General features: G+C 46.4%; 28 protein-coding genes and 1 riboswitch. Of the genes, 5 read left to right on the plus strand and 23 right to left on the minus strand.

Annotation, left to right across the window (positions count from 1 at the left end):
- Positions 1 to 195: 195 nt before the first annotated feature.
- From mqnC to metA, 4 genes are all read right to left on the minus strand, one after another.
- The gene (mqnC, locus tag gpAD87_RS17445; protein ID WP_063564227.1) at positions 196 to 1,332 is read right to left on the minus strand and encodes a cyclic dehypoxanthinyl futalosine synthase; all 1,137 of its coding nucleotides are present in this window, start codon (positions 1,330 to 1,332) and stop codon (positions 196 to 198) included.
- Positions 1,333 to 1,575: 243 nt separating this feature from the next.
- Positions 1,576 to 2,769: a trans-sulfuration enzyme family protein gene (locus gpAD87_RS17450; protein ID WP_063564226.1), complete on the minus strand. Its 1,194-nt coding sequence runs from the start codon at positions 2,767 to 2,769 to the stop codon at positions 1,576 to 1,578.
- Positions 2,762 to 3,949: an aminotransferase class I/II-fold pyridoxal phosphate-dependent enzyme gene (locus gpAD87_RS17455; RefSeq protein ID WP_053780460.1), complete on the minus strand. Its 1,188-nt coding sequence runs from the start codon at positions 3,947 to 3,949 to the stop codon at positions 2,762 to 2,764. The genes gpAD87_RS17450 and gpAD87_RS17455 overlap by 8 nt, the downstream gene beginning before the upstream one ends.
- 24 nt (positions 3,950 to 3,973) lie before the next feature.
- Positions 3,974 to 4,891 carry a homoserine O-acetyltransferase MetA gene (metA, locus tag gpAD87_RS17460; RefSeq protein ID WP_063564335.1) on the minus strand — a complete coding sequence of 306 codons (918 nt, stop codon included), beginning with the start codon at positions 4,889 to 4,891 and terminating at the stop codon, positions 3,974 to 3,976.
- Positions 4,892 to 5,125: 234 nt separating this feature from the next.
- Positions 5,126 to 5,250, minus strand: a riboswitch (SAM riboswitch).
- A gap of 453 nt (positions 5,251 to 5,703) precedes the next feature.
- Here metA and corA point away from each other — a divergent pair.
- Positions 5,704 to 6,639 (plus strand): magnesium/cobalt transporter CorA, encoded by a 936-nt coding sequence (gene corA / locus gpAD87_RS17465; RefSeq protein WP_053780458.1) that lies wholly within the window; start codon positions 5,704 to 5,706, stop codon positions 6,637 to 6,639.
- A 108-nt stretch (positions 6,640 to 6,747) separates the two neighbouring features.
- Here the strand turns inward: corA and gpAD87_RS17470 are convergent, their stop codons facing one another.
- The 8 genes from gpAD87_RS17470 to gpAD87_RS17505 all read right to left on the minus strand — a co-directional run bounded on the left by gpAD87_RS17470 (position 6,748) and on the right by gpAD87_RS17505 (position 14,067).
- A complete protein-coding gene (locus tag gpAD87_RS17470; protein WP_064639441.1) occupies positions 6,748 to 7,749 on the minus strand; it encodes an HRDC domain-containing protein in 1,002 nt (333 codons plus the stop codon).
- Positions 7,750 to 7,932: 183 nt separating this feature from the next.
- On the minus strand, positions 7,933 to 8,811 hold the full coding sequence (locus gpAD87_RS17475; RefSeq protein ID WP_064639442.1) for an ROK family protein: 879 nt from the start codon (positions 8,809 to 8,811) through the stop codon (positions 7,933 to 7,935).
- 71 nt (positions 8,812 to 8,882) lie between these two features.
- Positions 8,883 to 9,578 carry an MOSC domain-containing protein gene (locus gpAD87_RS17480; protein WP_064639444.1) on the minus strand — a complete coding sequence of 232 codons (696 nt, stop codon included), beginning with the start codon at positions 9,576 to 9,578 and terminating at the stop codon, positions 8,883 to 8,885.
- Positions 9,579 to 9,607: 29 nt separating this feature from the next.
- Complete coding sequence (locus gpAD87_RS17485) at positions 9,608 to 10,714, minus strand: phosphodiester glycosidase family protein (protein ID WP_064639446.1); 1,107 nt, start codon at positions 10,712 to 10,714, stop codon at positions 9,608 to 9,610.
- A 5-nt stretch (positions 10,715 to 10,719) separates the two neighbouring features.
- Positions 10,720 to 11,613 (minus strand): 5'-3' exonuclease, encoded by an 894-nt coding sequence (locus gpAD87_RS17490; RefSeq protein ID WP_072734037.1) that lies wholly within the window; start codon positions 11,611 to 11,613, stop codon positions 10,720 to 10,722.
- 173 nt (positions 11,614 to 11,786) lie between these two features.
- On the minus strand, positions 11,787 to 12,152 hold the full coding sequence (locus gpAD87_RS17495) for an arsenate reductase family protein (RefSeq protein ID WP_064639448.1): 366 nt from the start codon (positions 12,150 to 12,152) through the stop codon (positions 11,787 to 11,789).
- 353 nt (positions 12,153 to 12,505) lie between these two features.
- Positions 12,506 to 13,489 (minus strand): RluA family pseudouridine synthase, encoded by a 984-nt coding sequence (locus tag gpAD87_RS17500; RefSeq protein WP_064639450.1) that lies wholly within the window; start codon positions 13,487 to 13,489, stop codon positions 12,506 to 12,508.
- A complete protein-coding gene (locus gpAD87_RS17505) occupies positions 13,486 to 14,067 on the minus strand; it encodes a cob(I)yrinic acid a,c-diamide adenosyltransferase (protein WP_064639452.1) in 582 nt (193 codons plus the stop codon). The genes gpAD87_RS17500 and gpAD87_RS17505 overlap by 4 nt, the downstream gene beginning before the upstream one ends.
- 227 nt (positions 14,068 to 14,294) lie before the next feature.
- Here gpAD87_RS17505 and gpAD87_RS17510 point away from each other — a divergent pair, with 227 nt between their 5' ends.
- Positions 14,295 to 14,906, plus strand: coding sequence for a DedA family protein (locus gpAD87_RS17510; RefSeq protein WP_024628348.1), 612 nt, complete (start codon positions 14,295 to 14,297; stop codon positions 14,904 to 14,906).
- Positions 14,907 to 15,023: 117 nt separating this feature from the next.
- Here the strand turns inward: gpAD87_RS17510 and gpAD87_RS17515 are convergent, their stop codons facing one another.
- The 7 genes from gpAD87_RS17515 to gpAD87_RS17545 form a co-directional block, all read right to left on the minus strand.
- On the minus strand, positions 15,024 to 15,548 hold the full coding sequence (locus tag gpAD87_RS17515) for a bifunctional adenosylcobinamide kinase/adenosylcobinamide-phosphate guanylyltransferase (protein ID WP_064639454.1): 525 nt from the start codon (positions 15,546 to 15,548) through the stop codon (positions 15,024 to 15,026).
- Between the two features lie 37 nt (positions 15,549 to 15,585).
- The gene (locus tag gpAD87_RS17520; protein ID WP_064639456.1) at positions 15,586 to 16,137 is read right to left on the minus strand and encodes a hypothetical protein; all 552 of its coding nucleotides are present in this window, start codon (positions 16,135 to 16,137) and stop codon (positions 15,586 to 15,588) included.
- Between the two features lie 162 nt (positions 16,138 to 16,299).
- Positions 16,300 to 16,566, minus strand: coding sequence for an aspartyl-phosphate phosphatase Spo0E family protein (locus gpAD87_RS17525; protein WP_053780449.1), 267 nt, complete (start codon positions 16,564 to 16,566; stop codon positions 16,300 to 16,302).
- Positions 16,567 to 16,711: 145 nt separating this feature from the next.
- The gene (locus gpAD87_RS17530; RefSeq protein ID WP_063564217.1) at positions 16,712 to 17,920 is read right to left on the minus strand and encodes an aminotransferase class I/II-fold pyridoxal phosphate-dependent enzyme; all 1,209 of its coding nucleotides are present in this window, start codon (positions 17,918 to 17,920) and stop codon (positions 16,712 to 16,714) included.
- A 13-nt stretch (positions 17,921 to 17,933) separates the two neighbouring features.
- The gene (locus tag gpAD87_RS17535) at positions 17,934 to 18,434 is read right to left on the minus strand and encodes an Lrp/AsnC family transcriptional regulator (RefSeq protein ID WP_024628343.1); all 501 of its coding nucleotides are present in this window, start codon (positions 18,432 to 18,434) and stop codon (positions 17,934 to 17,936) included.
- A 158-nt stretch (positions 18,435 to 18,592) separates the two neighbouring features.
- Positions 18,593 to 18,988, minus strand: a complete 396-nt coding sequence (locus gpAD87_RS17540) for a spore coat protein (RefSeq protein WP_063564216.1) — start codon at positions 18,986 to 18,988, stop codon at positions 18,593 to 18,595.
- Positions 18,989 to 19,023: 35 nt separating this feature from the next.
- Positions 19,024 to 19,257: a hypothetical protein gene (locus gpAD87_RS17545; protein WP_063564215.1), complete on the minus strand. Its 234-nt coding sequence runs from the start codon at positions 19,255 to 19,257 to the stop codon at positions 19,024 to 19,026.
- Positions 19,258 to 19,353: 96 nt separating this feature from the next.
- On the opposite strand from gpAD87_RS17545, the gene gpAD87_RS17550 reads away from it, so the two are divergent.
- Positions 19,354 to 20,574 (plus strand): NAD(P)/FAD-dependent oxidoreductase, encoded by a 1,221-nt coding sequence (locus tag gpAD87_RS17550; RefSeq protein ID WP_064639458.1) that lies wholly within the window; start codon positions 19,354 to 19,356, stop codon positions 20,572 to 20,574.
- Between the two features lie 61 nt (positions 20,575 to 20,635).
- On the opposite strand, the gene gpAD87_RS17555 is transcribed toward gpAD87_RS17550, so the two are convergent.
- The 4 genes from gpAD87_RS17555 to gpAD87_RS17570 all read right to left on the minus strand — a co-directional run bounded on the left by gpAD87_RS17555 (position 20,636) and on the right by gpAD87_RS17570 (position 25,539).
- Complete coding sequence (locus tag gpAD87_RS17555) at positions 20,636 to 21,862, minus strand: MFS transporter (RefSeq protein ID WP_064639460.1); 1,227 nt, start codon at positions 21,860 to 21,862, stop codon at positions 20,636 to 20,638.
- Between the two features lie 128 nt (positions 21,863 to 21,990).
- On the minus strand, positions 21,991 to 22,557 hold the full coding sequence (locus gpAD87_RS17560; RefSeq protein WP_063564212.1) for a hypothetical protein: 567 nt from the start codon (positions 22,555 to 22,557) through the stop codon (positions 21,991 to 21,993).
- 120 nt (positions 22,558 to 22,677) lie between these two features.
- On the minus strand, positions 22,678 to 23,055 hold the full coding sequence (locus gpAD87_RS17565) for a DUF350 domain-containing protein (protein WP_053780553.1): 378 nt from the start codon (positions 23,053 to 23,055) through the stop codon (positions 22,678 to 22,680).
- Positions 23,056 to 23,169: 114 nt separating this feature from the next.
- Positions 23,170 to 25,539: an endonuclease MutS2 gene (locus gpAD87_RS17570; RefSeq protein ID WP_064639463.1), complete on the minus strand. Its 2,370-nt coding sequence runs from the start codon at positions 25,537 to 25,539 to the stop codon at positions 23,170 to 23,172.
- Between the two features lie 187 nt (positions 25,540 to 25,726).
- On the opposite strand from gpAD87_RS17570, the gene gpAD87_RS17575 reads away from it, so the two are divergent.
- Together gpAD87_RS17575 and gpAD87_RS17580 are read left to right on the plus strand one after the other, a co-directional pair.
- Positions 25,727 to 26,092, plus strand: coding sequence for a phage holin family protein (locus tag gpAD87_RS17575; RefSeq protein ID WP_053780442.1), 366 nt, complete (start codon positions 25,727 to 25,729; stop codon positions 26,090 to 26,092).
- A gap of 215 nt (positions 26,093 to 26,307) precedes the next feature.
- Entirely contained in the window at positions 26,308 to 26,691 is a 384-nt protein-coding gene (locus gpAD87_RS17580) for a hypothetical protein (protein ID WP_064639465.1), read from the plus strand.
- Positions 26,692 to 26,700: the final 9 nt, after the last annotated feature.

Raw genomic sequence — 26,700 nt, forward strand, 5'->3', positions numbered from 1 at the left:
AATGCGTAATATGTACTGTTTGATGATCTGTGAATAATCGCTTGGTGTGAAGTGAAATTAAAAAGTCCGCCGATTCCCCCTTAAAGAGTAATCAACGGACTTCATATCCAAACTGACTGAATGATTCATATCCAAACTGACTGAATGATTCTTATCCATTCAATTCATCAGCGTGATGTACTATAAAAATAAATATTAGTTCTGCATTACAAAATCTTGTTGAATGGCATTATTCTCATCAAACGTCCGCAGGATGTCATATCTTGTGTTACGCTGTGCTGGAATATAACCGGACTCCCGAATCAGTTGCGTAATGGAACCAATGTTGACTTTGTACGTTGCGCCTGCAGCAGATACCACGTTCTCTTCAATCATGGTGCTACCAAAGTCATTGCAGCCAAATTCGAGTGATTTTTTGCCGACTTCAGGTCCCATCGTTACCCATGAGGATTGAATGTTTTTGATGTTGTCCAACACCAGTCGACTGATCGCTACCGTCTTCAGGTACTCTTCTGGCGTCTGACGCTCCAGCTTCAGATTCGTATTATCCGGTTGGAATGTCCAAGGAATGAACGCCAGGAATCCTTCGGAATCATACTTGTTCGCAATGCACTCATCCTGAGCTTCACGTACACGAAGCAGATGCAGTGCGCGCTCTTCCATCGTTTCACCAAGGCCGATAACCATCGTTGCCGTTGTGTTCATACCGATACGGTGAGCTGTCTGCATAACGTCCATCCAATCGCGCCATGAACCTTTCAAACGGCTGATTTTGCGGCGTGTACGGTCATCCAGGATTTCCGCACCACCACCAGGCAGAGAATCGAGTCCCGCTTCGTGAATTGCACGTACAACCTCTTCCAAAGTAAGACCGTCGGACACTTCAACCATTTTCATAATTTCGGCCGGCGAGAAGGAGTGCATTGTAATATTAGGGAAACGCTCCTTGATCGCTTTGAGCAGGTCAGTGTAATAGCTAAACGGCAGATTCGGATTCGTTCCGCCTTGCATCAGAATCTCAGTACCATTCACGTCTTCGGTTTCTTGGATCTTCTGGAAGATGACTTCATCGGGAAGTACATATCCTTCGTCAGAGCCAGGTCTGCGGTAGAAAGCACAAAAACGGCAGTACACATCACACACGTTCGTGTAGTTGACGTTACGCCCAATTACAAATGTTCTGTATGGTTCGGGGTGCATGCGTTTTACAATCACATTGGCGGCGGCCCCGATTTTGTCTACTTCATTTGATTCAAACAGCTGAATCGTGTCTTCCAAGTCCAAACGTTCGCCCCGAAGGGCTTTATCTAAGATACGGTCTACCGTACTCATCGTAAAAAAGCCTCCCTCATGAAGAGAAAATATAATCACGATCCGTCCCAACTTGCTCATATAGATGAAAGTTTTGGTGGCAACATCGCATTTCTGTACTCCACATATCGTAACACAGGTTACATGTGAAAAAAAGCACCTTATGAGAAGGTGCTTTAAAAATCAATAAAAATGTTTACATATGCCATCTATTTCATTTCTTTTTCAGCGGGCTCTAACACCCGAGTTTCAATACTATCGACTCTACGAGTCCTGAAGTGCCTGATCCAGATCTGCAATCAGGTCATCGATGTCTTCCAGACCAACCGAGAAGCGCAGTAATCCGTCAGTTATACCCCGATCACGGCGAACCTCAGCCGGCATAGCCGCATGAGACATCATCGCAGGATAAGACAAGATACTTTCAACCGCACCCAAACTCACGGCAACAATTGGCAATTTCACACGATTAAGTACAGCCTTGGCCCGATCGCCTGAGCCTACGTCAAACGACACGACAGCGCCGTATCCGCTTGACTGACGTTCATGAGCTTCACGGCCGGGATGATCCAGCAGTCCCGGATAAAATACAGCCGTAATATCACTGCGTCCACTAAGCCATGCAGCCAGCTTCGCTGTGCTCTGTTCACTGTGTGCCATACGCGCACCCAAGGTTTTCATACCACGCATCAGCAGCCAGGATTCCTGAGCCCCGAGCACGGTTCCAAGTCCATTCTGCAATTGTTTTAGCTGTGTACCCAATGAATCCGTACGAGCAACGGCTAAACCTGCCAGCACATCACTGTGTCCGCCAAGGAACTTGGTCGCACTATGTACGACAATATCTACCCCGAGCTCGATCGGCCGTTGGTAATAAGGCGTCATGAAGGTGTTATCGAGAATGGAGATTAACTCATGTTCCTGTGCCCAGGAGGTGACTGCAGCAATATCCGTGATCCGAAGTGTCGGGTTGGATGGTGTTTCCATATAGACTGCCTTCGTATTCGGTTTGAGCGCTGCCTTCACTTCATCAATATTGGTCATATCCACAAAGGTAGTCTCAATCTGCATCCGGCTCAGAATGGAAGTAAGCAGTCGATACGTTCCTCCATATACATCTTCCGTCACAATCATGTGATCGCCTGCCGAGAACATCATGAACACACTGGAGATGGCAGCCATGCCTGAGGAATAGGCAAATCCGCGTGCCCCACCCTCCAATAATGTAATGTAATCCTCCAATGCCTGACGAGTCGGGTTACCGGAACGACTATAATCATGTTGAGGTGGATTAAAAATATCAAAATGATGGAATGTGGAGGCCTGGTAAATTGGCACACTGGAAGCCCCGGTGGTTTTATCGATTTCATCACCGAAATGCAGCAGCTTGGTATCGAACTTCAGGTCGGAATGAACATTCCGTTCATGATTGTTGGCATTATTGTTTTGCTCACTCATGATGCGTTCCCCCTTCTATCTCCTGCTGTGCAGCTGTGAGTGCATTGCCCAGATCGGCAATCAGATCTTCGGCGTGCTCGATCCCTACAGAGAAGCGCAACAGACGGTCATCTACACCTACAGCGTCACGAATTTCAATCGGAATATCCGCATGGGTCTGTACCGCAGGATAAGTCATCAATGACTCTACACCCCCGAGGCTTTCCGCAAAAGCAATCAGTTTGATGTGACGAAGCAACGGTTCAACATAACGAGCATCCTTTACTTTGAAAGAGAAAATGCCTGTATTTCCACTGGATTGTTTATTTTGTATTTCAAATCCGGGATGATCCGACAAACCAGGATGATACACTTCATTAACGGCTGGGTGCTCCAAAAGGTACTTGGCAATCGTCAAAGCATTATACTCATGCCGCTCCATGCGAAGAGCGAGTGTCTTCATGCCTTTCATCAGCTGATAGGAGTCGCTTGGAGACAACACTGCTCCAATAGAATTGTGCAGGAATGCCATTTCGGCCGACAATTCTTCCCCTTTGGTAATAATTAATCCGGCAAGTACATCATTATGACCACCCAGATACTTCGTGGCACTATGGATAATGATATCAGCACCGAGTTCAATTGGACGCTGGAAGAACGGAGTCAGTAGTGTATTATCCACAATGGTCAGCAAGTTATGGCTCTTGGCCCAGGAGCATACCGCTTCCACATCCGTAATCATCATTAGTGGATTGGTTGGTGTCTCAATAAATACCGCTTTTGTATTCGGCTGACGAATACTTTCCAGAGCTGCTAGGTCATTGGTATCTACGTAACTTGCCGTCACACCAAATCGAGACAGGATGCGTTCAAGCAACCGATACGTTCCGCCGTACAGATCCAGCGATACAATCAGATGATCCCCTTGTCCAAATAAAGCGAAAATCGTTTGCAAAGCAGCCATGCCGGAGCTACAGGCAAAACCTGCATCACCGGATTCCAACGCTGCCGCTGCTTCTTCCAACACTTTACGGGTTGGATTGGTCGTACGAATATAATCAAATCCCGTGCTTTGTCCAAGCTTTGGGTGGCGAAACGCAGTGGATTGATAGATCGGAAAATTAATGGCGCCCGTTACCGGTTCATTGATAGACCCAATTTGGGCCAATCGACTTTCGATTTTCAACTTATTGTCTTCCATTGCAGCATCCTCCTGTAATGTCGATTAGATTTGCGGACCAATATCGTAAGGTGTCTCTTGATACACATAGTAATTGAGCCAATTAGAGAATAATAAGTTTGCATGTGCCCGCCAAGTGGCCGGGGGAACACGGGAAGGATCGTCATTCGGGAAATAATGTCTAGGCAGCGCAATGTCCATGCCTTTAGCTGCATCACGGTCATATTCCCATTTCAATGAAAGAGGGTCATACTCAGCATGTCCGGTTGCAAAAATCTGTTTGCCGTCTTTGGTAGCAACCAGGAAAATACCCGCTTCCTCAGATTCAGCCAATATTTCAAGGTTTTCATTTTTTTCAATATCTTCACGCCGCACTTCCGTATGGCGGGAATGCGGGACGTTGAATACTTCATCAAATCCGCGCAGCAACTGCACATTGGATCTGTTGATCGTATGTGAGAATACGCCAAAACATTTTTCATCCAATGGAACTTTGGGAACTCCAAAATGATGGTATAAACCCGCTTGGGAAGCCCAACATATATGCATGGTCGAAGTTACATTGGTTTTGGTCCATTCGAAGATCTCCTGGATTTCTTTCCAATAATTCACGTCTTCAAAGTCCATTTGCTCTACAGGAGCGCCTGTAATGATCATGCCGTCAAAACGGCGGTGTTCAATCTCATCAAAGGTTTTGTAGAACAAGTCCAAATATTCCTGGGAAGTATTCTTGGACGTATGAGACTTCGGATGAACCAGAACGATATCTACCTGAATTGGTGTGTTACCCACCAGACGAAGCAATTGAGTTTCTGTCGTTTCCTTTGTGGGCATCAGGTTTAATATAGCGATACGTAGTGGACGAATGTCCTGCTGGTAAGCAGATGTCTCGTCCATGACAAAGATGTTCTCTCCTGCAAGTACTTCCTTGGCAGGCAGTGTGTCTGGAATTTTGATTGGCATGGTGTTTCTAACTCCTCCTTGTGCATAAATAGATGCAGCCACTGCGGATTCGATACGATTCGCATCCGTACAGTTATAGGCTGCCATGAGCTTGCCTGCAGGCGCTGAATTGCAACCACATTGCTGGCGGCAAGCTCAAGTTCCTTAGCGAAAATCACTGCTGAGAAGTCGGTGCATATAACAAAGACCTTCCTCGGATTCCGAGAAAGGTCATATGTAAATAGATATGCGCCTCTCTCATCTCTCAGTTACAACAGTGTCACTTGGACACTTGGTCGCTGCAAGAATTAGCACCGTGCGGTATACCGCCGGTTGCCGGGTTTCATCGGGCCAGTCCCTCCACCTACTCTTGATAAGATTTCGCTTTATTCAATTGTAAAAACTAGTGTGGTTCACCTTTTACTTTAAGACATTAATCCCCTCACGTCAAGGTGTAGTTCAATGTCTGTTCCTCAGGATCGGAACCGTTCATCATCCGTTGTCATACACTGCTCCAGGGCGCGAAATCGACACATTTTTGCGCTTGAAAGGACCCTGTACCAGCGGTATACTAGACAAGTGTTATAAACCCTTATGTGAGAGGTGACATATTCAATGGATGGCGACCCGAGGCCTGACTGGCAGCCGAATTCCGACAAACTGCATAGAGAATTGATATCAGCATGCCGGCAGCGGGACGTTACTTCCGTTTGATTATAGAGCGAACGCAGTCCTGACTTCCAGGCTCCGCTGCCGACCGGCTGATCTGTTCTTTTTGCGCCCATATTGATGAAATCCGCCCATTTGGCGGGTGCAGAAGGAGTAGATGAATAATGAAAATCCGGTTGGTAAATAACGGTGTATTTATTCCGGTGGACGACATTCAGCAAGCGCTGACTCCACCAGCGGAGGGGTTTTACTGGATTGATGCGGACGTAGACGATTTGGCGGTACTTCAACCGCTGTTCATGATGCATGATCTGGCCGTGGAAGACTGTTTGAGTGACGAAGAACAACGTCCGAAGATTGAAATTTATGAGAGCCATTATTTTATTGTTATTAATAGCATTCGTTTTGATGATGAAGAGATTTTTTTACGTGCCGTCAACTTGTTCCTTGGCAGACACTTTATTATCAGTGTGACCAAACAGAAAGTCAGCGAATTGCGGACATTGAAACCGATCCTATGGGAACAGGAAATCAGTACGCCTGATAAGCTGCTTTATCTGCTGGTTGACTTGATTGTTGATAATTATTTCACTGTCGGTGACCGAATCGAAGCGCGCATCGAGAAGCTTGAAGAGGACATTCTGATGCATACCAAGAAATCTCATCTGAATGAGATTATCGGGTTGCGCAGTGAGATTTTGTGGCTGAAGAAAGTGCTTGGACCTCAGAAAGAGGTCATTAACACACTCAATAAAAAAGATCTGCGTCTTATTGATGATCAACTGCAGAAGTATTTCAGTGACATTTATGAGAATGCTGTGAAAATATCCGAAACCTTTGAGACCTATCGCGACTTGATGGGGAACTTACGAGAAGCTTACCAATCCAGTATCGCCAACCGTGCGAATGAAATCATGCGTGTGTTCACCGCCATTACCACGGTGTTCATGCCGCTGACCGTTATCACTGGCATCTATGGGATGAACTTCACGAACATGCCTGAGTTGGACTGGAAGTATGGTTATTTTGTGGTCATTGGCCTGATGGTTACACTGGGCCTGAGCATGTTCTTTATTTTCCGCAAAAAAGATTGGGTTTGAAATAGCAAAAGACGAAGCGCTCCACATTTGGAGAAACGCCTCGTCTTTTTTTTTATTATTCGCTTAATGTATGACAACCTGTATGACAACTAACGTCCTATTTCCAATCTAGCCTGCATTTTGCTCCGTCTCTGTATGTCGACGAAACCGGATTCGAATCATGCGCAGTCTTTCGTAGACCTGTTCCAGGTTGCTCCCCCCAGGCTTTTCTTCTCCATACACCTTATGTAACACGGGCTTCAGGAACGTATCTCCCAGCTCCTCGTAGGCACTCCATACCGCCTCTTGCTCCTCTTCGGGCATGACAGCAAGCTCCGCATCAAGTAGACAATCTGTGTCATACCCCTCCAAATCCAGTGCCTCTAACAGTTCAATTAGCTCCCGACGGGACAATCCGGAACGATTCACGATCTCCTCTAACGTATATCCTTCTTTCATCCCTTCAAGTACCTGCTTCCGTGTGGTAAATCTGTCTAGCTCCTGCTTGTATTTCTGCTCTCTCTGTTTGTACAGCCAGCTCTCATATTCTTGTTCCTTCAGAACTGAGTACACCCAATCTAGCGGAAAAGATGTGGAACGTTCCAGTCTATTCGTAAGCTCCAACCATTCAGCTCCGTACTCAGAAGCCTTGCTCTCTCCTACGCCAGGCAGTTGCATCAATTCATCGATGGTTTGTGGAACAAATGCACTGATCATTCGTAACAACCGGTTCGTTGCAATAAAATAGGGGGCCTTCCGGTCAGACGCTGCTCTCTTCCTGCGCCATATGCACAGGTCCATATACAGCCCCTCATTGCCATATAATTCACTGTAACAATGAAGACGCTGACCGCCATAACTGCGCGACTTCAAATCATCATTTTCGTTAAACAAACCTTGCAGCAACGGACGATATCCTTCGCCCATCTGTATGGCTAACTGATGACGATACACATGTAACAGCTCGTCCCACGAACTGCCAGCATACCAGATGGCATCCGTACGATCTCCTTCCTCATATCGGCTCCATCCCAGATGCCACGCTCCTTCTTCTTCACCGATCCATAGCTGGGCATGTTCTTCATTCTGATCTGACATTCTGGATAATCTGTTCATGAAAATGACTTCCATATCTTGTCCCTCCTTCAATAGTTCAGCTCGACACAGTCTGTATTGTGCTAAATTAAGCAGCACAAAAAAACACCTCTCCTGCAAAATCCATGCAAGAGAGGTGCTTCCTCATTAACCGTGCTATGCTGTTGCTCATATATTACCACAATGGAAAAATTCGTCAACTGCTTGTTTGTAAAGCTATTACTTGTTCAAAGCCAATTTGGCCAACGCAAGCGAACCACACAGTCCTGCGTTATCGCCAAGTCCCGGTGAAACGACATACTGGTCAATTTCGGACTGCAGTGCAGGATGCTGAACGTATCCAGCGAGCAATTCCTGCAGTTTGCTGCGAACCATTGGGAACAGATGCTCCTGCTTCATCACACCGCCACCCATTACAATTTTCTGAGGTGTGAGGATCAATACATAATTCATCAGAGCATGCGCCAGGTAATGTGCTTCAATCTCCCAGGCCTTGTGATCGGCTGGCAGTTCGTAAGCTGGTTGCTCCCAACGTTTATTGATGGCAGGACCTGCGGCAAGCCCTTCCAGACAGTCCCCATGATACGGACAGAACCCTTCATACGTATCTTCAGGATGTCTGCGTACAATGATGTGTCCCATCTCTGGATGTGACAATCCATGGACCATTTTGCCACCTACAACTGCGCCTGCACCAATACCCGTTCCAACAGTAATATACAGACAGCTATCCAGGCCTTGAGCAGCCCCCCAGGTTGCTTCCCCAAGCGCAGCACCGTTTACATCCGTGTCGAACGTCATCGGTACATCAAAGTGCTCCTTGAGCTTACCAATCAGGTTATACTGACCCCAATGCGGTTTGGGTGTTGTTGTGATGTAACCATAGGTCGGGCTTCCTTCAATCGGATCAATTGGACCAAATGAACCTACACCCAAAGCTTCAATACCTTTACCTTCAAAAAAAGCGATTACTTGAGCCATCGTCTCTTCCGGTGTCGTCGTTGGAAAGCTTACGCGCTCAATAACTTCTCCTTCTTCCGTACCGATACCACATACAAATTTGGTTCCTCCAGCTTCAATTGCGCCTAAAATCGTCATGTTAGTCACTCTCCCAAGTAGTTTAAAATTAAAATGGATCTTCGAATCTGTTCTCTAAACGAGAGCATGAATTAATCCTGTTCAGCAGTTTCGAGCTTGGCCAATCGCTTCAATAAGGTCTGCTTCCAGCTGTCGGCTAACGTTGGAATGGCCAGCAAAGCACGCATAGCAACGGCATCCTGCTTCCCCTGATGCATAATTCGATTGGCTTCCAGTATGGTCATTGATTCAGGGTTCGTGCTTATTCGTCTGAATATTGCAGAAGGAGTTACCTCGCCCTCTTGCAACACCCGAAAATAAAATCCGGTATGCCCGCTATCCTGAAAATAAACAGGCAGCTCTTTGTAATCATACAGTGCACCAAGCTTGAAGCAAGGCTGTCTTGGCTGGCTGACCTGTACCGTGGCTTCCCCCAATTCATACACATCACCAATCCGGACTTCTTCCTCCATACAGCCTTCAACTGTCAGATTTTCTCCACAAGCTCCCCAGTCCAGCTTGCGATCCATCAGTTGTTCAAGCGCCGGATAACGACTGTAATCGTATACACAAACTGCCTTATCAGGCCCACCATGATGCTCGAGATCCGCCTGGGCATCCCCTGTCATTCCGGTGAATGACAGGAAGACCGGGCTGGATATGGGATGTTTCACAATGCCACTCATCACTTCTCGCTTCTGGCCAGGCAAGGCCTGAAGTTGCCCTACGTTTACAGCTAATACCGCCGTTTTGCTTTCATCTGGCTTCCGGTTATGTGTGAGTGTCATCTGATCCTACCTCCCATATTAGCTTTCTTTTAACGAACAGAGCCACCAAAAACAAGTGTATTACTTAACAAGCGGCCCGGGGAAGTAAGCATTTTCCCGCCAGCATACATGCCAGAAGATGCACCACCATCCAGGTTCATTGCCTCCTTGGCACCAAGCTTCTGCATGACAGCAGCCCATTCTTTGATCGTCGCTCCTGAAACGGTAGCCAACATAACCGAACCGTCGGCCATAATGGCTATACCGCTTCTTGCGCCGGAGGCATTGAGAATTTTGGTATCCTTGAAGCCCTCACTCGTTGGATTTACGGCAACTTTGCCGTCTTTCACCAGACGCGGACCTGCACCCACAGCGGTGACTACATCTTGCCAAGGGATCTCTTTGCCTGCTGCATTGGTGTATTTATAATTCATCTCTACAGTTGATCCAACAGTGAAGCGGTCCGACGAAGATTTCTGATTCCCCGTGAAGACCAGCACCGAGCCATTCTTCGGAATGGCTACATTGTTGTTCGGTACTTTCTTGGTGACAATCCCTTTCTCCATCACAACCGCCGTACCTCCTTTGAACCCGACTGTAGATCCCCGCTCTGGCGTGTATAACATCGTAATACTCGCATTCGCGGAAGGTGTTCGGTTAATGAAGGTCGCATACCAACTGCGTGATTTCCCTTCTTTATCTGTTACTTTACCCGTCAGACTCACTTGAAGCGAATCCATGATGGCTGAACCGTCTTCCTTAAACCCGATCGTTGTTCCGTATCTTCCAATATGTATAACTTTGCCGTTTGCTATTAACATGCCGTATGGATCTGGAGCTCCGTTATAAGCTTCAAAAAACGCTCCGTTAATGGCCGCTTGCGCACCATATGCCTTAACAATCGAAGGTAATGTTGCGGTCTGACCGACCTGCTTCTTCGCCAATCCTACGGTAACTGGTGTACCCTTGGGAATACTAACCGTCTGCACGGTAAAACTGCGTCCTGCTGCTTTTACTTTCTGTACCTTGGTGCTAATTGCCGCTTTGGCATCCGCTGTCTGTGGAGCACTCACCGCTCCTGAAAGGATTACCGGCAAAGCAAGGACGAGGGCCATAGCCCCTGTCCACCACTTTTTGCCCGTCCTTTTTGTCTGCATACTACTCACCCTATTGCCACTCCCATCCAAGAGCCCAGGCTCTTCATCTCAAGTTGTTCGAACTTGTCCATCACCATATCCGGATCAAGACGCAATTCACATACATCCAGTGCACAAGCTACCGGAACAGCACAGTGAATCTCTGCCAGTTTACGAGACAGATGAAGCATATCGAGATCATTCTCAATCTTGTTACGTACCGAAGGGGTAAGTTTATCCATATTGTCCAAAATGCCTTCTATGGAGCCAAACTCCTGCACAAGTTTCAAAGCCGTCTTCTCCCCAATGCCCCGTACCCCAGGATAATTGTCACTGGCATCGCCCATCAGACCTTTCATGTCAATCACTTGACGAGGCGTCAGTTGTTTCTCCGTCATTAGAGATTCAGGCGTATACACCATGTAATTGCCATGACCTTTTTTCATAATAATAATGCTTGTGCGGTCATCAATCAGTTGCAGCATATCATGGTCACCCGTAAGTACCATCACGTTCATATCCGTCTGCTCGGTGTAGTACTTGGCAAGTGTACCGATGCAATCATCAGCCTCATATCCTTGAGCGCCAATATTCGGAATGTTCAAACTATCCATCACTTCACGAATCAGAGCAAATTGAGGAATCAGATCATCCGGAGCTTCCGGACGGTTCCCCTTGTACGCTGCATACTCTTCACCGCGAAACGTCTTGCCCCCCATATCCCAACAGCATACGACATGACTTGGCCCAAAGGTCTGAACCGCATCCCAAAAATAACGGATAAATCCGTATACTGCGTTGGTTGGCACGCCTGCCTTTGTACGTCTGATATATCCGCTTGCAGATGTTGCATAGAATGCACGGAACAACACCGCCATACCATCTACCAGCAACAAAGTAGGTTCATTACGTTGATTCACTTGAATTTGTTCTCTCCTGTCCTGTATCTAGCAAATAAAATATCGAACTAATTCTATCATTATAGCATAGTTCCGCCAAGGATCGACCAGCCAAAAAAGCCCTGAAATTTGAACATTCAGAGCCTTTTTCACCTTGGTTCATTTAACAATCAATGAAATCATTCATCTATAAATTACGCGTTGTTCCATTCCTGCTCATACGTGTCTTCTTTGAATCCTACGGTCACTTTGTGACCATCCGTAACGATTGGACGTTTAATCAGACGACCATTTGAAGCCAGCAAACGAATCTGCTCTTCTGTGGACAGCCCTGGCAGCTTGTCCTTCAATTGCTGCTCCTTGTACACTTCCCCGCTCGTATTAAAAAACTTCTTCACTTCAAGTCCGCTCTTCTGAATCAACTCCGTTAATTCTGCTTCGGATGGAGGTGTCTCGAAAATAGGGATTAATTCCAGCTCATGCCCCTGAGCTTCCAGCCATTTTACGGCTTTGCGGCACGTACCACATTTGGCGTATTGATATACTTTTAGATTACTCATCGTTACTTGTCCTCCTATGTGTGCTCCGGTGGTGCTCCGGTTTCGACTTCTCGCTTCCCTTGGTTTGCTTTGCAAATCCAAAAGTCGCTCCAAACCGATACCATCGCACTGTAATTTTAAACCTCTTTTCGAATGAGAAAAATATACATTCGGTTATATCATTTTAGGATCAAGACACTATGACCTAAGAACTCTAGAACCAAAGAGCTTATAATCGCAAGACCTTAGCCTACGGCATATTGTTAGGATACATCGCATCCCTCACATGGGTTATCTTACATCCAGTTGATATGCGGACGCACCATGCACTGAAGTCCGCACACAGCGCGAATTGCAGACTGTTTGATAGATTCCTACAATACTTCTCTCGGTGATGCCCCAGCATCCAAACGGGCCTCCAGGGCAGCCATATCAGCGGGCAACGGGGCTTGGAACGTCATCCGATTGTGCAAAATGGGATGGTCAAACGCCAGCTCACATGCATGCAATGCCTGACGTGCAATCCAAGTGTCTCGTTCCTCCCGGACAGCCATGGTCTGCTCATCAATCTCATGCACAGGAAGGGTCTTGTACATCCGATCCCCAATTAACGGGCAGCCAATCGATGTCATATGTACCCTTATCTGATGGGTTCTGCCGCTCTCCAGCTTCAGGTTCACCGCACTGGCACTTCCGCCCGCCCATTGGACAACTGTCATGTATAACGTTCTTGCCGCATACCCGTCAGGTGTAACGATTCGACGATGCGGCTCTTCGGGATCACGATCAATCGGGCCATCGATGGCCCCCTCTTCTTGGGCAGGACTACCGTGCACTAAGGCAATATATTGTTTATCCACCGTTCCTGCGATCATCTGTTCAGACACATGCTGGTGCACATATGGATTTTTTGCGATTGCCAGCACACCCGATGTTTCCTGATCCAGTCGATGAATCGGCCTGAAGCGGAAACGCTCGCCTTTGGACTTCCAATAATGGACAACCCCGTTTGCCAAAGTACCTGTGTAATGCCCATGTGTTGGATGCACGATGACACCGGAATCTTTGTTCACGATAAGCAAGTGCTCGTCTTCATACAGTATCGTAAAGGGAATCGGCTCAGGTAAAATATCATCCGACTCTTCCTGTTCCATTCGGACTTCCAGGACGTCACCTGCGCTAACTTTGACGCTGATGTATACCCGCTCGCCATTCAACATAATTCCCTGCTCTGTAAGTTTGATTCTCGACAGGAGCTTGCGCGAAACCTGCAGGCGCCGCTGAAGCACGGTCTTCAGCAGCCAGCCATCTTCATTTTCGGGAACCGTGTAAGTAAGTGGTGAATAATAATCGCTCATTCTTTGTCTTTGCGGCGGAATACTTTTTTGCTCCGCACATACTCAATGTCAGCTACCTGTTGTCTCGCATTGGCAGTCCGTGCTACAACGAAGAAATAATCAGACAGACGATTCAAATATCGTCGCACAGAAGGGTTGATATCCGTATGTTGTCCAAGGGTTACAGCGCGACGCTCAGCACGGCGACATACTGTACGGCAGACATGTAATGTGGAAGAGAGCAGACTGCCCCCAGGCAAAATAAAACGCTCCACCTTCGGATTCTCCGCATCATACTGATCAATCCATTGCTCAAGCCGGGTGACCATCTCATCCCGCACTTTATATTTGGTTTCGCTGATTTTTACAAAGGCGAGATCGGACCCGCAATCAAACAATTCTTGCTGAATTTCGAGCAAGTGTTCACGCAAATCCTCAAATTCCCCATTTGCTTGATCAATAAAACTGATGGCCTGCCCGACAAAACAATTCAGCTCATCAATTGTCCCGTAAGCTTCAACCCGGTCATCGTCCTTGATGACCCGTCCACCAATGACTGAGGTCTGCCCCTCGTCACCTGTTCGTGTATATATGCCCATTGTAATCCCTCCTATTGTTAATATCATTCGCATGGTAGAACGCTGGGGTTAAATATAAATGCATTGCCCTTCTAGAGTTTAACTTAATCAGTATACTTGACCTGCTATGAATACGGGAATGCTATTATTTTCAGAAACCAGTGAGATCCTTCACACGTATATATGAGTTGGTGTACTCTGCCGAGTATACGCCAAATCCTTGCAAACCAAAAGTAGAGGAGACGATTATGCAAAACTGGATAACCGATTTCATGGAACAATACGGCTACATAGGCATTGCACTTATTATTGCGCTCGAAAACGTATTCCCCCCCATCCCCTCCGAAATCATATTACCTTTTGGCGGCTTCATGACCACCTACACCAGCCTGACTCTTCCCGGTGTTATTATTGCTGCTACCATTGGTTCTGTGCTTGGGGCTGTCATTCTCTATGGAATCGGACTGCTGATTGATGTCAATCGGCTGGAGAAGATTGTAGAACGTTGGGGTCATATTCTGCGGATCAAAAAAGAAGATATCCACCGTGTCGATGCATGGTTTGACAAATATGGAATGTGGACCGTACTATTCTGTCGCATGGTTCCCCTTGTTCGAAGCCTGATCTCAATTCCTGCCGGCATGTCCAACATGAAATTTGGTTTATTCCTACTCTTCACAACCATTGGAACACTGGCCTGGAATATTATTCTCGTCTCGGTTGGTGCGGCTCTCGGTGCGTCATGGGAGAGTATTCTGCACTTTATGGACGTGTACTCCCTGGTCGTATATGTACTTCTGGCGATTATTGTTGTTGGCTGTATAATCTGGTGGATCAGACGCAATAAAACTCGGAAATAAAGAAATTTACACGCATAGCTTTTGTCATAAAATAAAGCCTCCGCACCACAATTTGTGGTAACGGAGGCTTCTTTAGGCTCGTCCATCGTTTAACACTATGAAATACTAATCTTCATATCACAGCCCTCGATCTTTGAGATCAACAGACAAGCCAGATATCAACAGATACATCTGTTCCGAATGCGCCTGCAACGCCCGGTTAACTGACGCCATTCTTGCTGCAAAAATTCGTTCTTCCTCTGAAGGATATAAAGAACCGTGCATTTCATTGGTAATCACGAGCAGCTTTCCCTGGTAAGACAGAAGGGCGTCCAGCAACAGCTGTGTCTCTGAACGCTGCTGATCCAGATCATCACTTGCCCTGAACCCGGCTGCCATCCATGCGGTCAGACTATCCACAATGACAATCCGCTGATCTGCCAGAAAGAGATTGGATTCTCGATTAATCTGGTGAAGCACCTCCGTCAGGTGCTGGCCGTTCCCAGCCTGGATGGCACGATAATGAGCGGATGGCAATTCGGGAATCACGGGATCATGATCACCAGTGGATAAATAGATGCCCTCCCGGCTAATCCGGGCTGCGTATCCAAGCGCAAATCGGGTTTTACCACTGCCTATGCCGCCTGTGACCGTAATTAGCAATCCGCTCCCCTCCTTCAGTAGCCATACTAGATTGCATTTACTCTGTCAGCGCCTTCAGCACTTTCTTGGACTCTTCGACATTAGACGCCGACACCGGAATGGTAGCAAACAGATTTTGCGCAGCATAATCTACATCTTTGAACATTTGCATGTCTTCCAAGGGAATGCCATAGAGATGTGATTCTGTCTTGATATCTGAACCGTCATCTCCTTTACCCTTTTCAACCAGGACCCCGCCTTCAAATACACCGCGCTTATACTTCTCCGCATCAAATGTATCATCCAGCGGAATATTGGAGCCGTTACTTCCGTACTGCTTCATATCAGCCTCAGGCAAAATGAAAATATCATGACCACCAGCCGCATATTCTACCATAATTTTCTGAACATCATACATTGCACTGGTGATAACCTCCACCTTGGGCTCCTCGCCCAGCTTCTGCTGCAAATTAGCTTGCAACTGCTCCGAGATCACGGATGGATTTCCTTGGTTGTCAATGATAAAAATTGTAAAACCGTCCTTACCGCCACAGCCAGCAAGCAGAAAAATCATAGAAATGATTGCGGTAAGCCCCCAAAATCTCTTCATTCCAGTTCCCCCTTTAGTCTCCTATGTACAATATATCACAATTGTTCCAAGCAAAAAAATAACCCTACCTATCCAAAGCAATCTGTTCATAGATCAAAAAAAAAGACCCTTTCCGGGTCTTCTTCCAATCGAATATGCGTAACGTTTCGATACAACGAAAAATTACTTTCCTTTAATCGGATTAGCCTTCATGTATTCATTAATCTTCAAATCTAGCAAACTACTAATTTCAATTACAATATCGGATGTGAATGATTTCTCTTCAAGGAATATCTGTTCCATCTTGCGGCGTAGCATATGGATCTCATCTTCCAAGGAAACGTTATGCAAAGATGCGTGATCCGGTTTCACCGACCATCGGTCGCCATGATCGCCTTCTGCCAAATAATGCCCACGATTAGTCGGTAAATCATATTCAACACAAAACAAAGCCAACCCCTCCTTGGAAAAATTAGTTTCCAAATACAAGAAAAACATATTTCAAATTGAAATTATATCACAATATTTTGTAAAAGAAAGTTATTTTTTTCTAGTTTGAAGAAAGTTTATGTCGATCAGAAGCTTCTAATCCCTATTAACCCTCTTTTTGCAGTTTGTAAACAAAGTTTCCGATTCGTTCCAAGGCTTCATTCAATTGGGTCACAGATGTTGCATAGGAACAACGAAGAAATCCTTCACCTTGTGGACCAAATACATTCCCCGGTACAGCCGCCACTTTATTTTCCGTTAGCAAACGCTCAGCAAAAAGATCCGAACTCAGCCCCGTCTTCTGGATACTAGGAAATGCATAAAATGCTCCCTGGGGTTCATGGCAGTCCAGTCCAATATCTCTAAAACCCTGCACGATAAGGCGTCTGCGCTGATTATAGGATTCAACCATTCTATCCTTCTCACCCAAACCGTTCGTCAATGCCTCAAGCGCGGCCACCTGTCCCATAGCAGGTGCACACATCACCGTGTACTGATGAATTTTGAGCATGGCTGCAATCAGTTCGGGATGTCCGCACATATACCCAATTCGCCAGCCGGTCATCGCAAAAGCCTTGGAAAACCCACTAACCAAAATGGTACGTTCCTTCATATCCGGAATCGTAGCGAAACTAACATGTTTTTGAGTATACGTCAGCTCAGCATAAATCTCATCCGCAATGACGATCAGATCATGCTTTTTGATCACTTCAGCAATAGGCAGCCATTCTTCATAGGTCATGATGGCACCTGTCGGATTGCTCGGATAACAGAGGATAAGAACCTTCGACTTCGGCGTAATTCCCGCTTCCAGCGCCTCGGCAGTCAGTTTAAATTGATCCTTCGCATACGTTTCTACACCAACCGGTATACCTCCACCAATCGAAGCGATTGGTGAATATGCCACATACGAAGGTTCTGGAATCAGAATTTCGTCTCCGGGTACAATCAATGCACGCAATGCCAGATCAATGGCTTCACTGCCACCAACGGTAACGATAATTTCGTCCTTTGGATCATACTTGGTATCAAATTGAGTATCCAGATACTCGCTGATGGCTTCCCTCAGTTTCGGCATACCCGCATTGGAAGTGTAACTGGTCATGCCTCTTTCGAGTGAATATACACAAGCTTCACGCATATGCCACGGTGTTACAAAGTCCGGTTCACCTACACCCAGTGTGATGATATCCTTGTTATCACCAACCAGATCAAAAAATTTGCGTATGCCGGATGGCGGAATCTGTTGAACCAAAGGTGCCAAATACGAAGTCATTTTCTTGTTGTTTCCTGTTGTCTGTTCATTCACTATCATGACGCATCTTCCTTTACGGCGAGATCATGAGACGGTTGTCTTCCTGATGGTCTTCAAAAATAATCCCGTCCTGCTTATATTTTTTAAGAATAAAATTCGTTTTGGTTGAAAGTACAGAGTCAATCGGAGACAATTTCTCCGATACAAAATTAGCGACTTCACGCAGGTTGCCACCTTCTACTTCTACGAGCAGATCATATGCACCTGACATGAGATATACCGATTTCACTTGCGGATACAAATAAATGCGTTCAGCGATCCCTTCGAAGCCACGACCACGCTCAGGCGTAATCTGTACTTCAATCAAGGCTGTCACTTTCTCATCATCAATCTTGCTCCAATTCACAACGGTTGCGTATTTCACAATCACGTGGTCCTGTTCAAGCTGGGCCACGGCGTTCTTGATCTTATCTTCCGACTCCCCCAGCAGCGTCGACAGCAGTGCGGGAGTCCTTCTCGCGTCTTCCTTCAACAAATCCAGAACTTTTAATTGCAGATCGTTCAGATCCTTCATGTCTTTCCCTCCAGCGTCATCCAGCTTCCTGAAAATGAATTAATACTTATATTACATGAATTCAACGATCATGCAAAGACAAAAACCGCCCGCCCTGAATTCGGGCAAGCGGTGGTATGGTCTGCAACAGTACCTGCTTCAAACCATAATTACAAAGGTTACATGTAATAAGGGTTACCGTAATTCGGTTGATGCTGGGGTACATTAGGCGCCTGATTGTAAGCACTGGCCTGCGTATTCTTTTCCTGAATGAACTGCTGGCATTTCTGTTGGGTCTGGTGAGCCGATTGAATCTGCTTGTCCACATCCTGGCGCAATGCCTTCGAGCCTACCGAATACATGTTGTTCTGCTGCATCACATTGAACAACTCACCTTGCAAACGGAGTGTATCATTCGTCAAGTCTGTGAACATCCGACGTGTAATGGGACAGGAAGCTTCGGTTGTTGCTGTCGTATATTCGCGCGCGGTTCGTCTTAAATCCGCAAGAATCGACTTCAACAAATCCTGTTCCTGCATAAAAGATCCACTAGATGATAAAGATTGAGAATACACACGATTTCCTCCTATACGGTTAGATTCGGCTTCTATTACTGTGCTTGTGTTGGAGCAATAGATTGATGTTGTTGCAAAGCATTAACGAGTGTGTTCAGATGCTGTTCATGGGAACGAACATAGTGATTCAGTGCCTGCTGAATTTGCGGATTATGTGAGATGGAAGCTGTGGCCGCGCACTGCTTGATCAGCAGTTCTTCATTGGTTATTGAATCCGCAATATAATTCAATTCTTTCGGACTCAGCGCTTGCATGGATTGATTCTGCATGTTTCGTTGACCTCCTCGGCATAAAGTTTATGCGCAATTATTGTTAACCCGGTCACTCAAAAGTATACAAACGTAATCATGAAGGAGATGTTTCTAATGGATCTGGTCTATGGTACACCGTTCTGGCCTTCCACTTTTAAACCAAATTCCAACTATCCCTCACTACAAACTGATATCTCCTGTGACTGCTTGATCATAGGTGGTGGTATGGGGGGCGCACTAACTTCCGAATTGCTTACGGAGCGTGGAGTTAACACGGTTGTTATTGATAAGAGAAAGATTGCGCATGGCAGTAGTTCAGCCAATACAGGACTTTTGCAGTACACAAACGACAAAACACTGACCTCCTGTATCCATACCTTTGGTGAAAAGACAGGCGTGCGCTTCTATGAACTATGTCGTGAAGCCATGCAGAAACTCACACAAATTGCGGACAGGTTGGATACCGATCCCTGGTTTATTCCACGGACCAGTCTCTGTTTTGCCAGCAGCATTGATGATGTAGCCATGCTGGAGGAAGAATATCATACGTTGAAGCATTATGGCTTTGAAGCTGAATTGTGGAATTCCGACAAAATCAGCAGTCATTTCCCCTTCAGCAAACCTGCCGCACTATATACGTTGGGGGATGCTGAAGTGAACCCGTATCGTTTTGTTCATGCCTTGTTTGAATCGGCAAGCAAACGAGGAGCACGAATCTATGGACAGACTGAGATGATTCATTGTGAATTCGATGATGATGGTGTGCTGTGTCATACTTCAGGTGGGAAAATCCGCGCCAGCAAGGTTATTTTTGCTGCCGGTTATGAGACGCAGGCCATCAAAAAGGATCAAGGTGCCTATCTGCAAACCACCTATGCTATTGCTACTAAACCGTTGCCAGACCTGAAAGAATGGTATGAGCACAGTCTGATCTGGGAGACGGCACGCCCATACCTGTATATGAGAACCACACCAGACGGACGGATCATTGCTGGCGGTCTGGATGAAGAGACACCGAGGGAAGATCAGCGTGAGATTCGGGCAAAACACCGGGGAGATACACTCCTGGAAGAAGTTCGCTCTTATTTCCCACTGGAGGGTCTTGAAGTTGATTATGCCTGGGGTGCCGTATTTGGCAATACGAATGACGGACTTCCGTTTATCGGCCCACATCCTGAATACCCGCATTCTTATTTTCTTGAGGGTTATGGCGGTAACGGTACAGTGTACAGCATGTTCGCTGCTTCTCTTTTGGCCGATGCTGTTACAGGAGTTGAGAATGGCGATATGGAACTTTTCTCATTAACGAGAACGAGTAAACCTTCTCCTGTGTAAGCAACGCCTCAAATAAATAAGGGTACAGCTCAGGATTAATCCCTGGACTGTACCCTTTTCCCTATGCTGAGGGTTCTTGCTGATCCGGAAACTGATCCGGATGTACTAACATGTTGCGCATGAATATCCAGCCAATAAGTGGGAAAGCCCCAAGCGCCACAATAAGCCAGGTTAATGTTTGTAAAGAAGGGCCATTCATGACCGTCAGAATAAATACAGCAAGGCCAAATAAACGCCCAACCATCAAACAAAGCTCCCTTAATACGACAAGTTCAACCCTTTTCTCTACATTTTCGCCGCTCGCTCCCATCAGGTCGAATCCTGCCGAAATCATCGGCAAAATATACAACGGCATCGACAAGGCAGATCCAATTCCCATAATTAAAAGCGTACCATAGCTGACCTTCCATAATAGCGGAATCAACACGATGAATAACAATATCGCGCCGGCTAACATCCCCCTGGACCTATATTGCGGCTTAAACCATTTTCCTGCGGCCCAGTAACTCACTAGTGCTACGGCTGAAGTAATTAGCGAGAACTGCCCTAGTTTATATTCCTGCTTAGTTGCCACATAGACGAGCAATGCAATCAGAAAGGCAAATACGCCTTCCCGCACGCCTTGTGCAAACAGTCCCATCCCAAGCGGTCTCCATGCGCTATCTTTGGCAGACAACTGTCGCCACGGTTCAGACCAGCGGTATGTGCCGCTGACCTCCCTTTTTTTCAGAAAAAAACTGAACACAACGGCAATCACATATATGACCAATGACACCGTAAAAATAAGGCGATAACCCGAATTATCAACCATTCGTGAAATAATAAGACCTGAGAACCACGGGCCGATGATGCCTGTCATGGAACCCAGCAGACCCACCCAGCCATTGAACAAGTCCCTATTCTCTCGGTCAGTCACCTCAAAATAAACCACATTGAACGCAATCCAGAACAATCCAAGTGCACATCCAAACAAAATCCCCAGAGGCCATATCCAGTCAACCGCTTTTGGTCCCGCCCATAACACAAGCATGTAAAAAACACCTGACAAGGCTGTTCCCAATCGCAACGCACTCATTTTGTTATGTTCCTTGACCCACTTTCCCGCAAGCCAAAACGTGAGTCCAAGTGCAATTTGCTGGCTGATCGTAAACCATCCCAGCATGGCGTAGTCGGGACGACTTTTCCACAGATACACATTCAGAAACGTTCCCGACAAAGCTCCGGCTAACACAAACAATCCATTCACGCCTAGTAGCAGAATGGATTGTCGGCCCAGAGAAATCTTCATCTGCTCCCTCCTTATTCCACCTGAAGTCAGCACTTCACAGGCAAGGTCTAAGGGTTAACGTACCCCAAGCAGAAGGAAAACATGATGAATTTCCCGGATTATTATATTTTCAGAAACGTCTTACTCCCTTATTTCCGAGCACTCAAATTCTGGATCAGACGCAGACGGTCATCTTCGGACAGGTTATATTGAACCTGGAAGCAACCTGAGCATACATACATTTGTACAGAGAACGGCGCATCCAGCAACGAATCCGTACCAGAGACAGCATTGGCAACAGGATTGAACGTATCCTTGGTTGCCTTCTGTGTACCCGTGAGGATCATGAATTCACGGCAGTGTGGGCATTCCGGAACCTCTTCTTGCAAATCAAGCTGCTTCTCCACACCTTCTTCGTATTGAATCAGATCATTGCCCTCATCCGCATATTTCGTCAATGTACGAAGCTCCGGCAATTTCAGCTCTACTTCATCTCCCCACAGATTGGCGAGATCCGTAGTTTGTTCATCGTCCTCAACATCATCCATATCATAGATGTCTTCCTCGGCTTCATTGTTCTCTTCATCACCGATATTGATGTTTAGTGTACGATATCCCTTTAATTCATTGTGACAGTAAGGGCATTCTTCTTCAGGACCTAGCTCCTCATCCCATACAATCTCGGTGTGGCACCATGGACATACTGTTGGTTCCATATTAAATCAACCTTTCTCTTTCAGATAATCATGTGTTTAACACATATATGATGCCTATGGCAAAAAATACAATCGATGCAGCAAACAGAATCCGTATCAATATCTTCATGAACGGTCCCCCTACATGATGCTCGCGCCAATAACAAATGACAACGAGACGGAAATAATCATGGATATCAATCCAACGGCCCGGTTATCCGCTTCAATCTCCTTGTCAATGGAGAACACCGGTGTCAGAAACTCGAATAGAAAATAGGCAATGAGCAGAAGGACAAATCCTACAAATGACCACGTCATCGCTTCATACACCGATGATTTGGCCTGAATGCAGAAATGAAGCACGTTGCAGATTCCAAAGATCTTGCCTCCTGTAGCCATCGCAACCGCCACATTGCCCTTCTTGATTTCATGCCAGCATTTGTACTTGGTCACCAGTTCAAAGCAAGCAAGAAATACAAGCAGCTCCATAATCGCTACGGAGAAAAATCCGAGCACCATCCCCAAGGGATGAGACAGCAATTCGTCAATCGTCCCTTTCACTCATCGTTCCCCTTCCCCATTCTGCCGCCTGAACTCACTCAGGCGGCAGAACTTCTTTGATTCCTGGTCGGGCTATTCCAATTCTGCGACGGTTACACCGTTTCCGCCTTCTCCGTAATTGCCCAGCCGGTAACTTTTTATATGTCTATGCTTACGCAGGTAATCCTGAATACCGGAACGCAAAATTCCTGTTCCTTTACCGTGAATAATATAAACCTGACCCAGATTAGCAAGGAAGGCTTCATCAATAAAACGATCTGTCTCCATCAAGGCTTCTTCCAGATTCGTCCCCCGCAAATCCAGTTCACTTTTCACATTGTCATCGCGAGTTCGTTTCACGCCGGTTACCGGTTTCTGCTTCGGTTTGGCTTCTGCTGGTGCAGACTGCTGTAATTCAAGGTCGTTCAGGGATACTTTCATTTTCATGATCCCCAATTGAACCATGGCATCCTTGGTGCCTGACATCTCCACCACATGACCTTTTTGATTCAAACTGTAGACAAGAACTTCATCGCCCGGTCCGATGGCCCGAGACTTCGTTGCCGTTGAAGTGCGCTTAGCCGTCTTCTTGCGTTTCTCAGGTTCAGCTTCATCCAGTTGTTTGCGAGCAGCAATAAGTTTGTGCTCCTTCACGGATGCGCCTTCTTCCATAGCGAGCTGACGAAGATCAGTTATAATCTTCTCAGCTTCCGCTCTGGCCTTGTCCACAATGTTGCGGGCATCTTCTTCCGCTTTTTCAATGCGTCGGTCACGCTGCTGTTCCAGCTTCTCCAGTTCGGCTTGATGACGGCTGCGCAATTTCTCCATGTCCTGGCGCAGACGTTCCGCACTCTCACGTTCTTGCTCCGCAGTAAGCCGGTTCTCTTCCAGGGAAGCGATCATATGCTCTACACGCTGGTCTTCCTCTTTCACTTCGCCACGCGCGTAATCCAGAATGTATCCTGGCAGACCTAGCCGCTCCGCAATTGCAAACGCGTTACTCCGTCCCGGCACACCGACGAGTAGTCGGTAGGTAGGGCTCAGTGTATTAACGTCGAATTCCATGCTGGCATTAATAACACCTTTTCGCTCATAAGCGTAAGCTTTCAGCTCACTGTAATGCGTTGTTGCTACCATGCGGCATCCAGTCTGATGCATATGCTCCAGAATGGAGATCGCCAGTGCAGAACCTTCTGCCGGGTCGGTACCTGCCCCAAGTTCGTCAAGCAGCACCAGACTTTTGGTTGTCATGTTCTTCAATATCCGAATGATGTTCGTCATATGACTGGAGAATGTACTCAGGTTCTGTTCAATGCTCTGTTCGTCACCAATGTCTGCGTAAATCGCATCAAAAACACATAACTGGCTACCATCTTCCGCTGGAACGAACAAACCTGACATCGCCATGAGGCTCAGTAATCCAATCGTTTTGAGTGTTACTGTCTTACCACCCGTATTTGGACCCGTTACGATAATGGACGTATAATCGTTGCCGAGTTCAATGTCGGTTGGCACTACATTTTCAATCGAGATCAGCGGATGGCGTCCCTTTTTGAGCTTGATGAATCCGCGATCGTTCATGCGTGGCAATGTGGCTTTCAATTCTCGGGCAAGACGTGCTTTGGCAAATATGAAATCCAGCGATCCCAGCAGGTCAACATCAACCAATAACCACTCTGCCTGTTCACTGACAAGTGCCGTTAATTTCTGCAAAATCACTTCAATTTCGCGTTCTTCCCGGATTCGGGTCTCGCGCAATTTGTTATTCATCGCAACGATGGATTCTGGCTCAATAAACAGTGTTGCTCCTGAACCGGATTGATCATGTACAATTCCGCCAAAGTAAGAGCGATATTCCGATTTCACGGGAATCACGAAACGGTCTCCCCGAATGGTAATCAGCTGGTCCTGAAGCATTTTGGATACTGTAGAAGAACGGATCATCGAATCCAGTTTCTCACGGATGCGAGCTTCACCGCCGCGCAGCTCACGACGAATCTGCGCCAGTGTTACACTCGCGCTATCTGAGACTTCGGCATTGTCGTCAATACAGATACGAATTGCATCTTCAAGCGTTTTTTGCTCAGATAACTGATCACTGATGTAGAAAATCGATTCCACCTTTTCATCATCGTGGAGTGCAGCGATCTGACGTTTCAATCGACGTGCTGCAAAAGTGGTGTTGGAAATTCCCAGTAACTCATGCGGGTTCAACGTGCCCCCTATTTCGGCGCGTTTAATCGAAGCGGTAATATCCACAATTCCTCCAAAAGATGGAGAGCCTTTCAGACGATCAAAGGTAAAAGCTTCATCGGTTTGCTGGAGCAGTCTCTTCACTTCTTCCAGTTCACTGATCGGCTCCAATTGTTCCGCTTTCTTTTTTCCCATCGTAGTCTGGGCAAAGCTTTGCAATGTATTTAAAATTTTGCGATATTCCAATGTTTTTAAAATTTTCGTGTCCAAGTGTACAACTCCTTCCAAACTATAACTGTATTATAACGAAAGAAACTTTCTAGCGCTATTTAACGAATCCTTCCACACATAACTTGGGACATAGCGCCGCAAACTACAGGTGTCAGGATTGTGCAACCTCACCATTGAACAGGATGTACAATGCTCAATCCGATTTGAATAAAGGAGGTATAACACCATGAATTTTCTGGGACATGTCGTGCGATTTATCATCGCCGCAATTGTATTGATGGTCGTCAGCTGGATCGTACCCGGATTCGCCGTCGGTGGTTTCTGGAGCGCACTGATGCTTGCTCTGGTTATCGCTCTGCTTGGCTGGGTTGTTGAAGGCATCTTCGGTAAAAGGGTTAATCCTTTTGGCCGCGGTATAGTCGGCTTCATCGTCAGCGCACTGGTGATCTGGATTGGTCAATATGTCGTAGATCATGTGCATGTCAGTCTGCTTGGTGCTGTTCTGGCTGCATTGGTCATTGGGATCATCGATCTGTTCATCCCGGTTTCCACCCCTTTTGATGCCGGAAGAAGATCCAAAGATCACGCATAGGCTCCAACGTACCCTGCTCCCCATACGCTGTTGCTCACTTCCCCTAAACCTCTGATGGCTTAAACGCCTGATGAGGTTTATTTTTTTAGGTTGTGTGCATGCTTATGTTCAAAAAAACGACATAGGCAGCATGTACAGGCATCGTCAATTTGCGGTATGATGACTGGAGAAATCATTCAATTTTATCCATATCACGCTTTTTGAGGAGGCATATGATGAAGAAAGGCATGGCATGGCTTGCGGCCTGTATGTTGATTCTGGTCCTTACTGCATGTGGTGGAACTGGACAATCCGCAGAATCAAACGGCGAGTCCGACTCGGGTGCAACTGCAAGCGAAGAACTGGTAATCAAAGCAAGCAACTATGAATTTGACCAACCTGAATACCATTTAAAAAAAGGTGTCCCGGTTAAGATTGTTTATGAAAATACAAACGGAAACCATGGTGTTCTCGTGCCTGAGCTGAACCTTCGGCTGGATACCAGGAACAATTCCAAAGTGATTACTCCCGACAAAGCAGGGGAATTTGAAATGTCCTGTTCCGTCTATTGCGGAAGCGGTCACGGCAGTATGATCTCCAAAATTATTGTTGAAGAATAGTGTTCAAGA

Origin of the sequence: Paenibacillus sp. AD87 (genome assembly GCF_001659845.1) — a bacterium.
Classification (GTDB): domain Bacteria; phylum Bacillota; class Bacilli; order Paenibacillales; family Paenibacillaceae; genus Paenibacillus; species Paenibacillus marchantiae.

Coding starts and splice junctions, on each gene's coding strand:
- gpAD87_RS17565 (WP_053780553.1), bottom strand. CDS start 23,055: ATGGTGCTCGGATTTTTCTCCGTAGCGATTATGGAGCTGCTTGTATTT.
- gpAD87_RS17575 (WP_053780442.1), top strand. CDS start 25,727: ATGAATTTTCTGGGACATGTCGTGCGATTTATCATCGCCGCAATTGTA.
- gpAD87_RS17560 (WP_063564212.1), bottom strand. CDS start 22,557: ATGGAACCAACAGTATGTCCATGGTGCCACACCGAGATTGTATGGGAT.
- gpAD87_RS17530 (WP_063564217.1), bottom strand. CDS start 17,920: ATGATAGTGAATGAACAGACAACAGGAAACAACAAGAAAATGACTTCG.
- gpAD87_RS17555 (WP_064639460.1), bottom strand. CDS start 21,862: ATGAAGATTTCTCTGGGCCGACAATCCATTCTGCTACTAGGCGTGAAT.
- gpAD87_RS17485 (WP_064639446.1), bottom strand. CDS start 10,714: ATGCAGACAAAAAGGACGGGCAAAAAGTGGTGGACAGGGGCTATGGCC.
- metA (WP_063564335.1), bottom strand. CDS start 4,891: ATGCCAATCAAAATTCCAGACACACTGCCTGCCAAGGAAGTACTTGCA.
- gpAD87_RS17470 (WP_064639441.1), bottom strand. CDS start 7,749: ATGGAAGTCATTTTCATGAACAGATTATCCAGAATGTCAGATCAGAAT.
- gpAD87_RS17475 (WP_064639442.1), bottom strand. CDS start 8,811: ATGACGATTTTAGGCGCAATTGAAGCTGGAGGAACCAAATTTGTATGT.
- gpAD87_RS17580 (WP_064639465.1), top strand. CDS start 26,308: ATGAAGAAAGGCATGGCATGGCTTGCGGCCTGTATGTTGATTCTGGTC.
- gpAD87_RS17550 (WP_064639458.1), top strand. CDS start 19,354: ATGGATCTGGTCTATGGTACACCGTTCTGGCCTTCCACTTTTAAACCA.
- gpAD87_RS17500 (WP_064639450.1), bottom strand. CDS start 13,489: ATGAGCGATTATTATTCACCACTTACTTACACGGTTCCCGAAAATGAA.
- gpAD87_RS17480 (WP_064639444.1), bottom strand. CDS start 9,578: ATGACACTCACACATAACCGGAAGCCAGATGAAAGCAAAACGGCGGTA.
- gpAD87_RS17505 (WP_064639452.1), bottom strand. CDS start 14,067: ATGGGCATATATACACGAACAGGTGACGAGGGGCAGACCTCAGTCATT.
- gpAD87_RS17455 (WP_053780460.1), bottom strand. CDS start 3,949: ATGGAAGACAATAAGTTGAAAATCGAAAGTCGATTGGCCCAAATTGGG.
- gpAD87_RS17450 (WP_063564226.1), bottom strand. CDS start 2,769: ATGAGTGAGCAAAACAATAATGCCAACAATCATGAACGGAATGTTCAT.
- gpAD87_RS17535 (WP_024628343.1), bottom strand. CDS start 18,434: ATGAAGGATCTGAACGATCTGCAATTAAAAGTTCTGGATTTGTTGAAG.
- gpAD87_RS17495 (WP_064639448.1), bottom strand. CDS start 12,152: ATGAGTAATCTAAAAGTATATCAATACGCCAAATGTGGTACGTGCCGC.
- corA (WP_053780458.1), top strand. CDS start 5,704: ATGAAAATCCGGTTGGTAAATAACGGTGTATTTATTCCGGTGGACGAC.
- mqnC (WP_063564227.1), bottom strand. CDS start 1,332: ATGAGTACGGTAGACCGTATCTTAGATAAAGCCCTTCGGGGCGAACGT.
- gpAD87_RS17545 (WP_063564215.1), bottom strand. CDS start 19,257: ATGCAGAATCAATCCATGCAAGCGCTGAGTCCGAAAGAATTGAATTAT.
- gpAD87_RS17520 (WP_064639456.1), bottom strand. CDS start 16,137: ATGAAGAGATTTTGGGGGCTTACCGCAATCATTTCTATGATTTTTCTG.
- gpAD87_RS17510 (WP_024628348.1), top strand. CDS start 14,295: ATGCAAAACTGGATAACCGATTTCATGGAACAATACGGCTACATAGGC.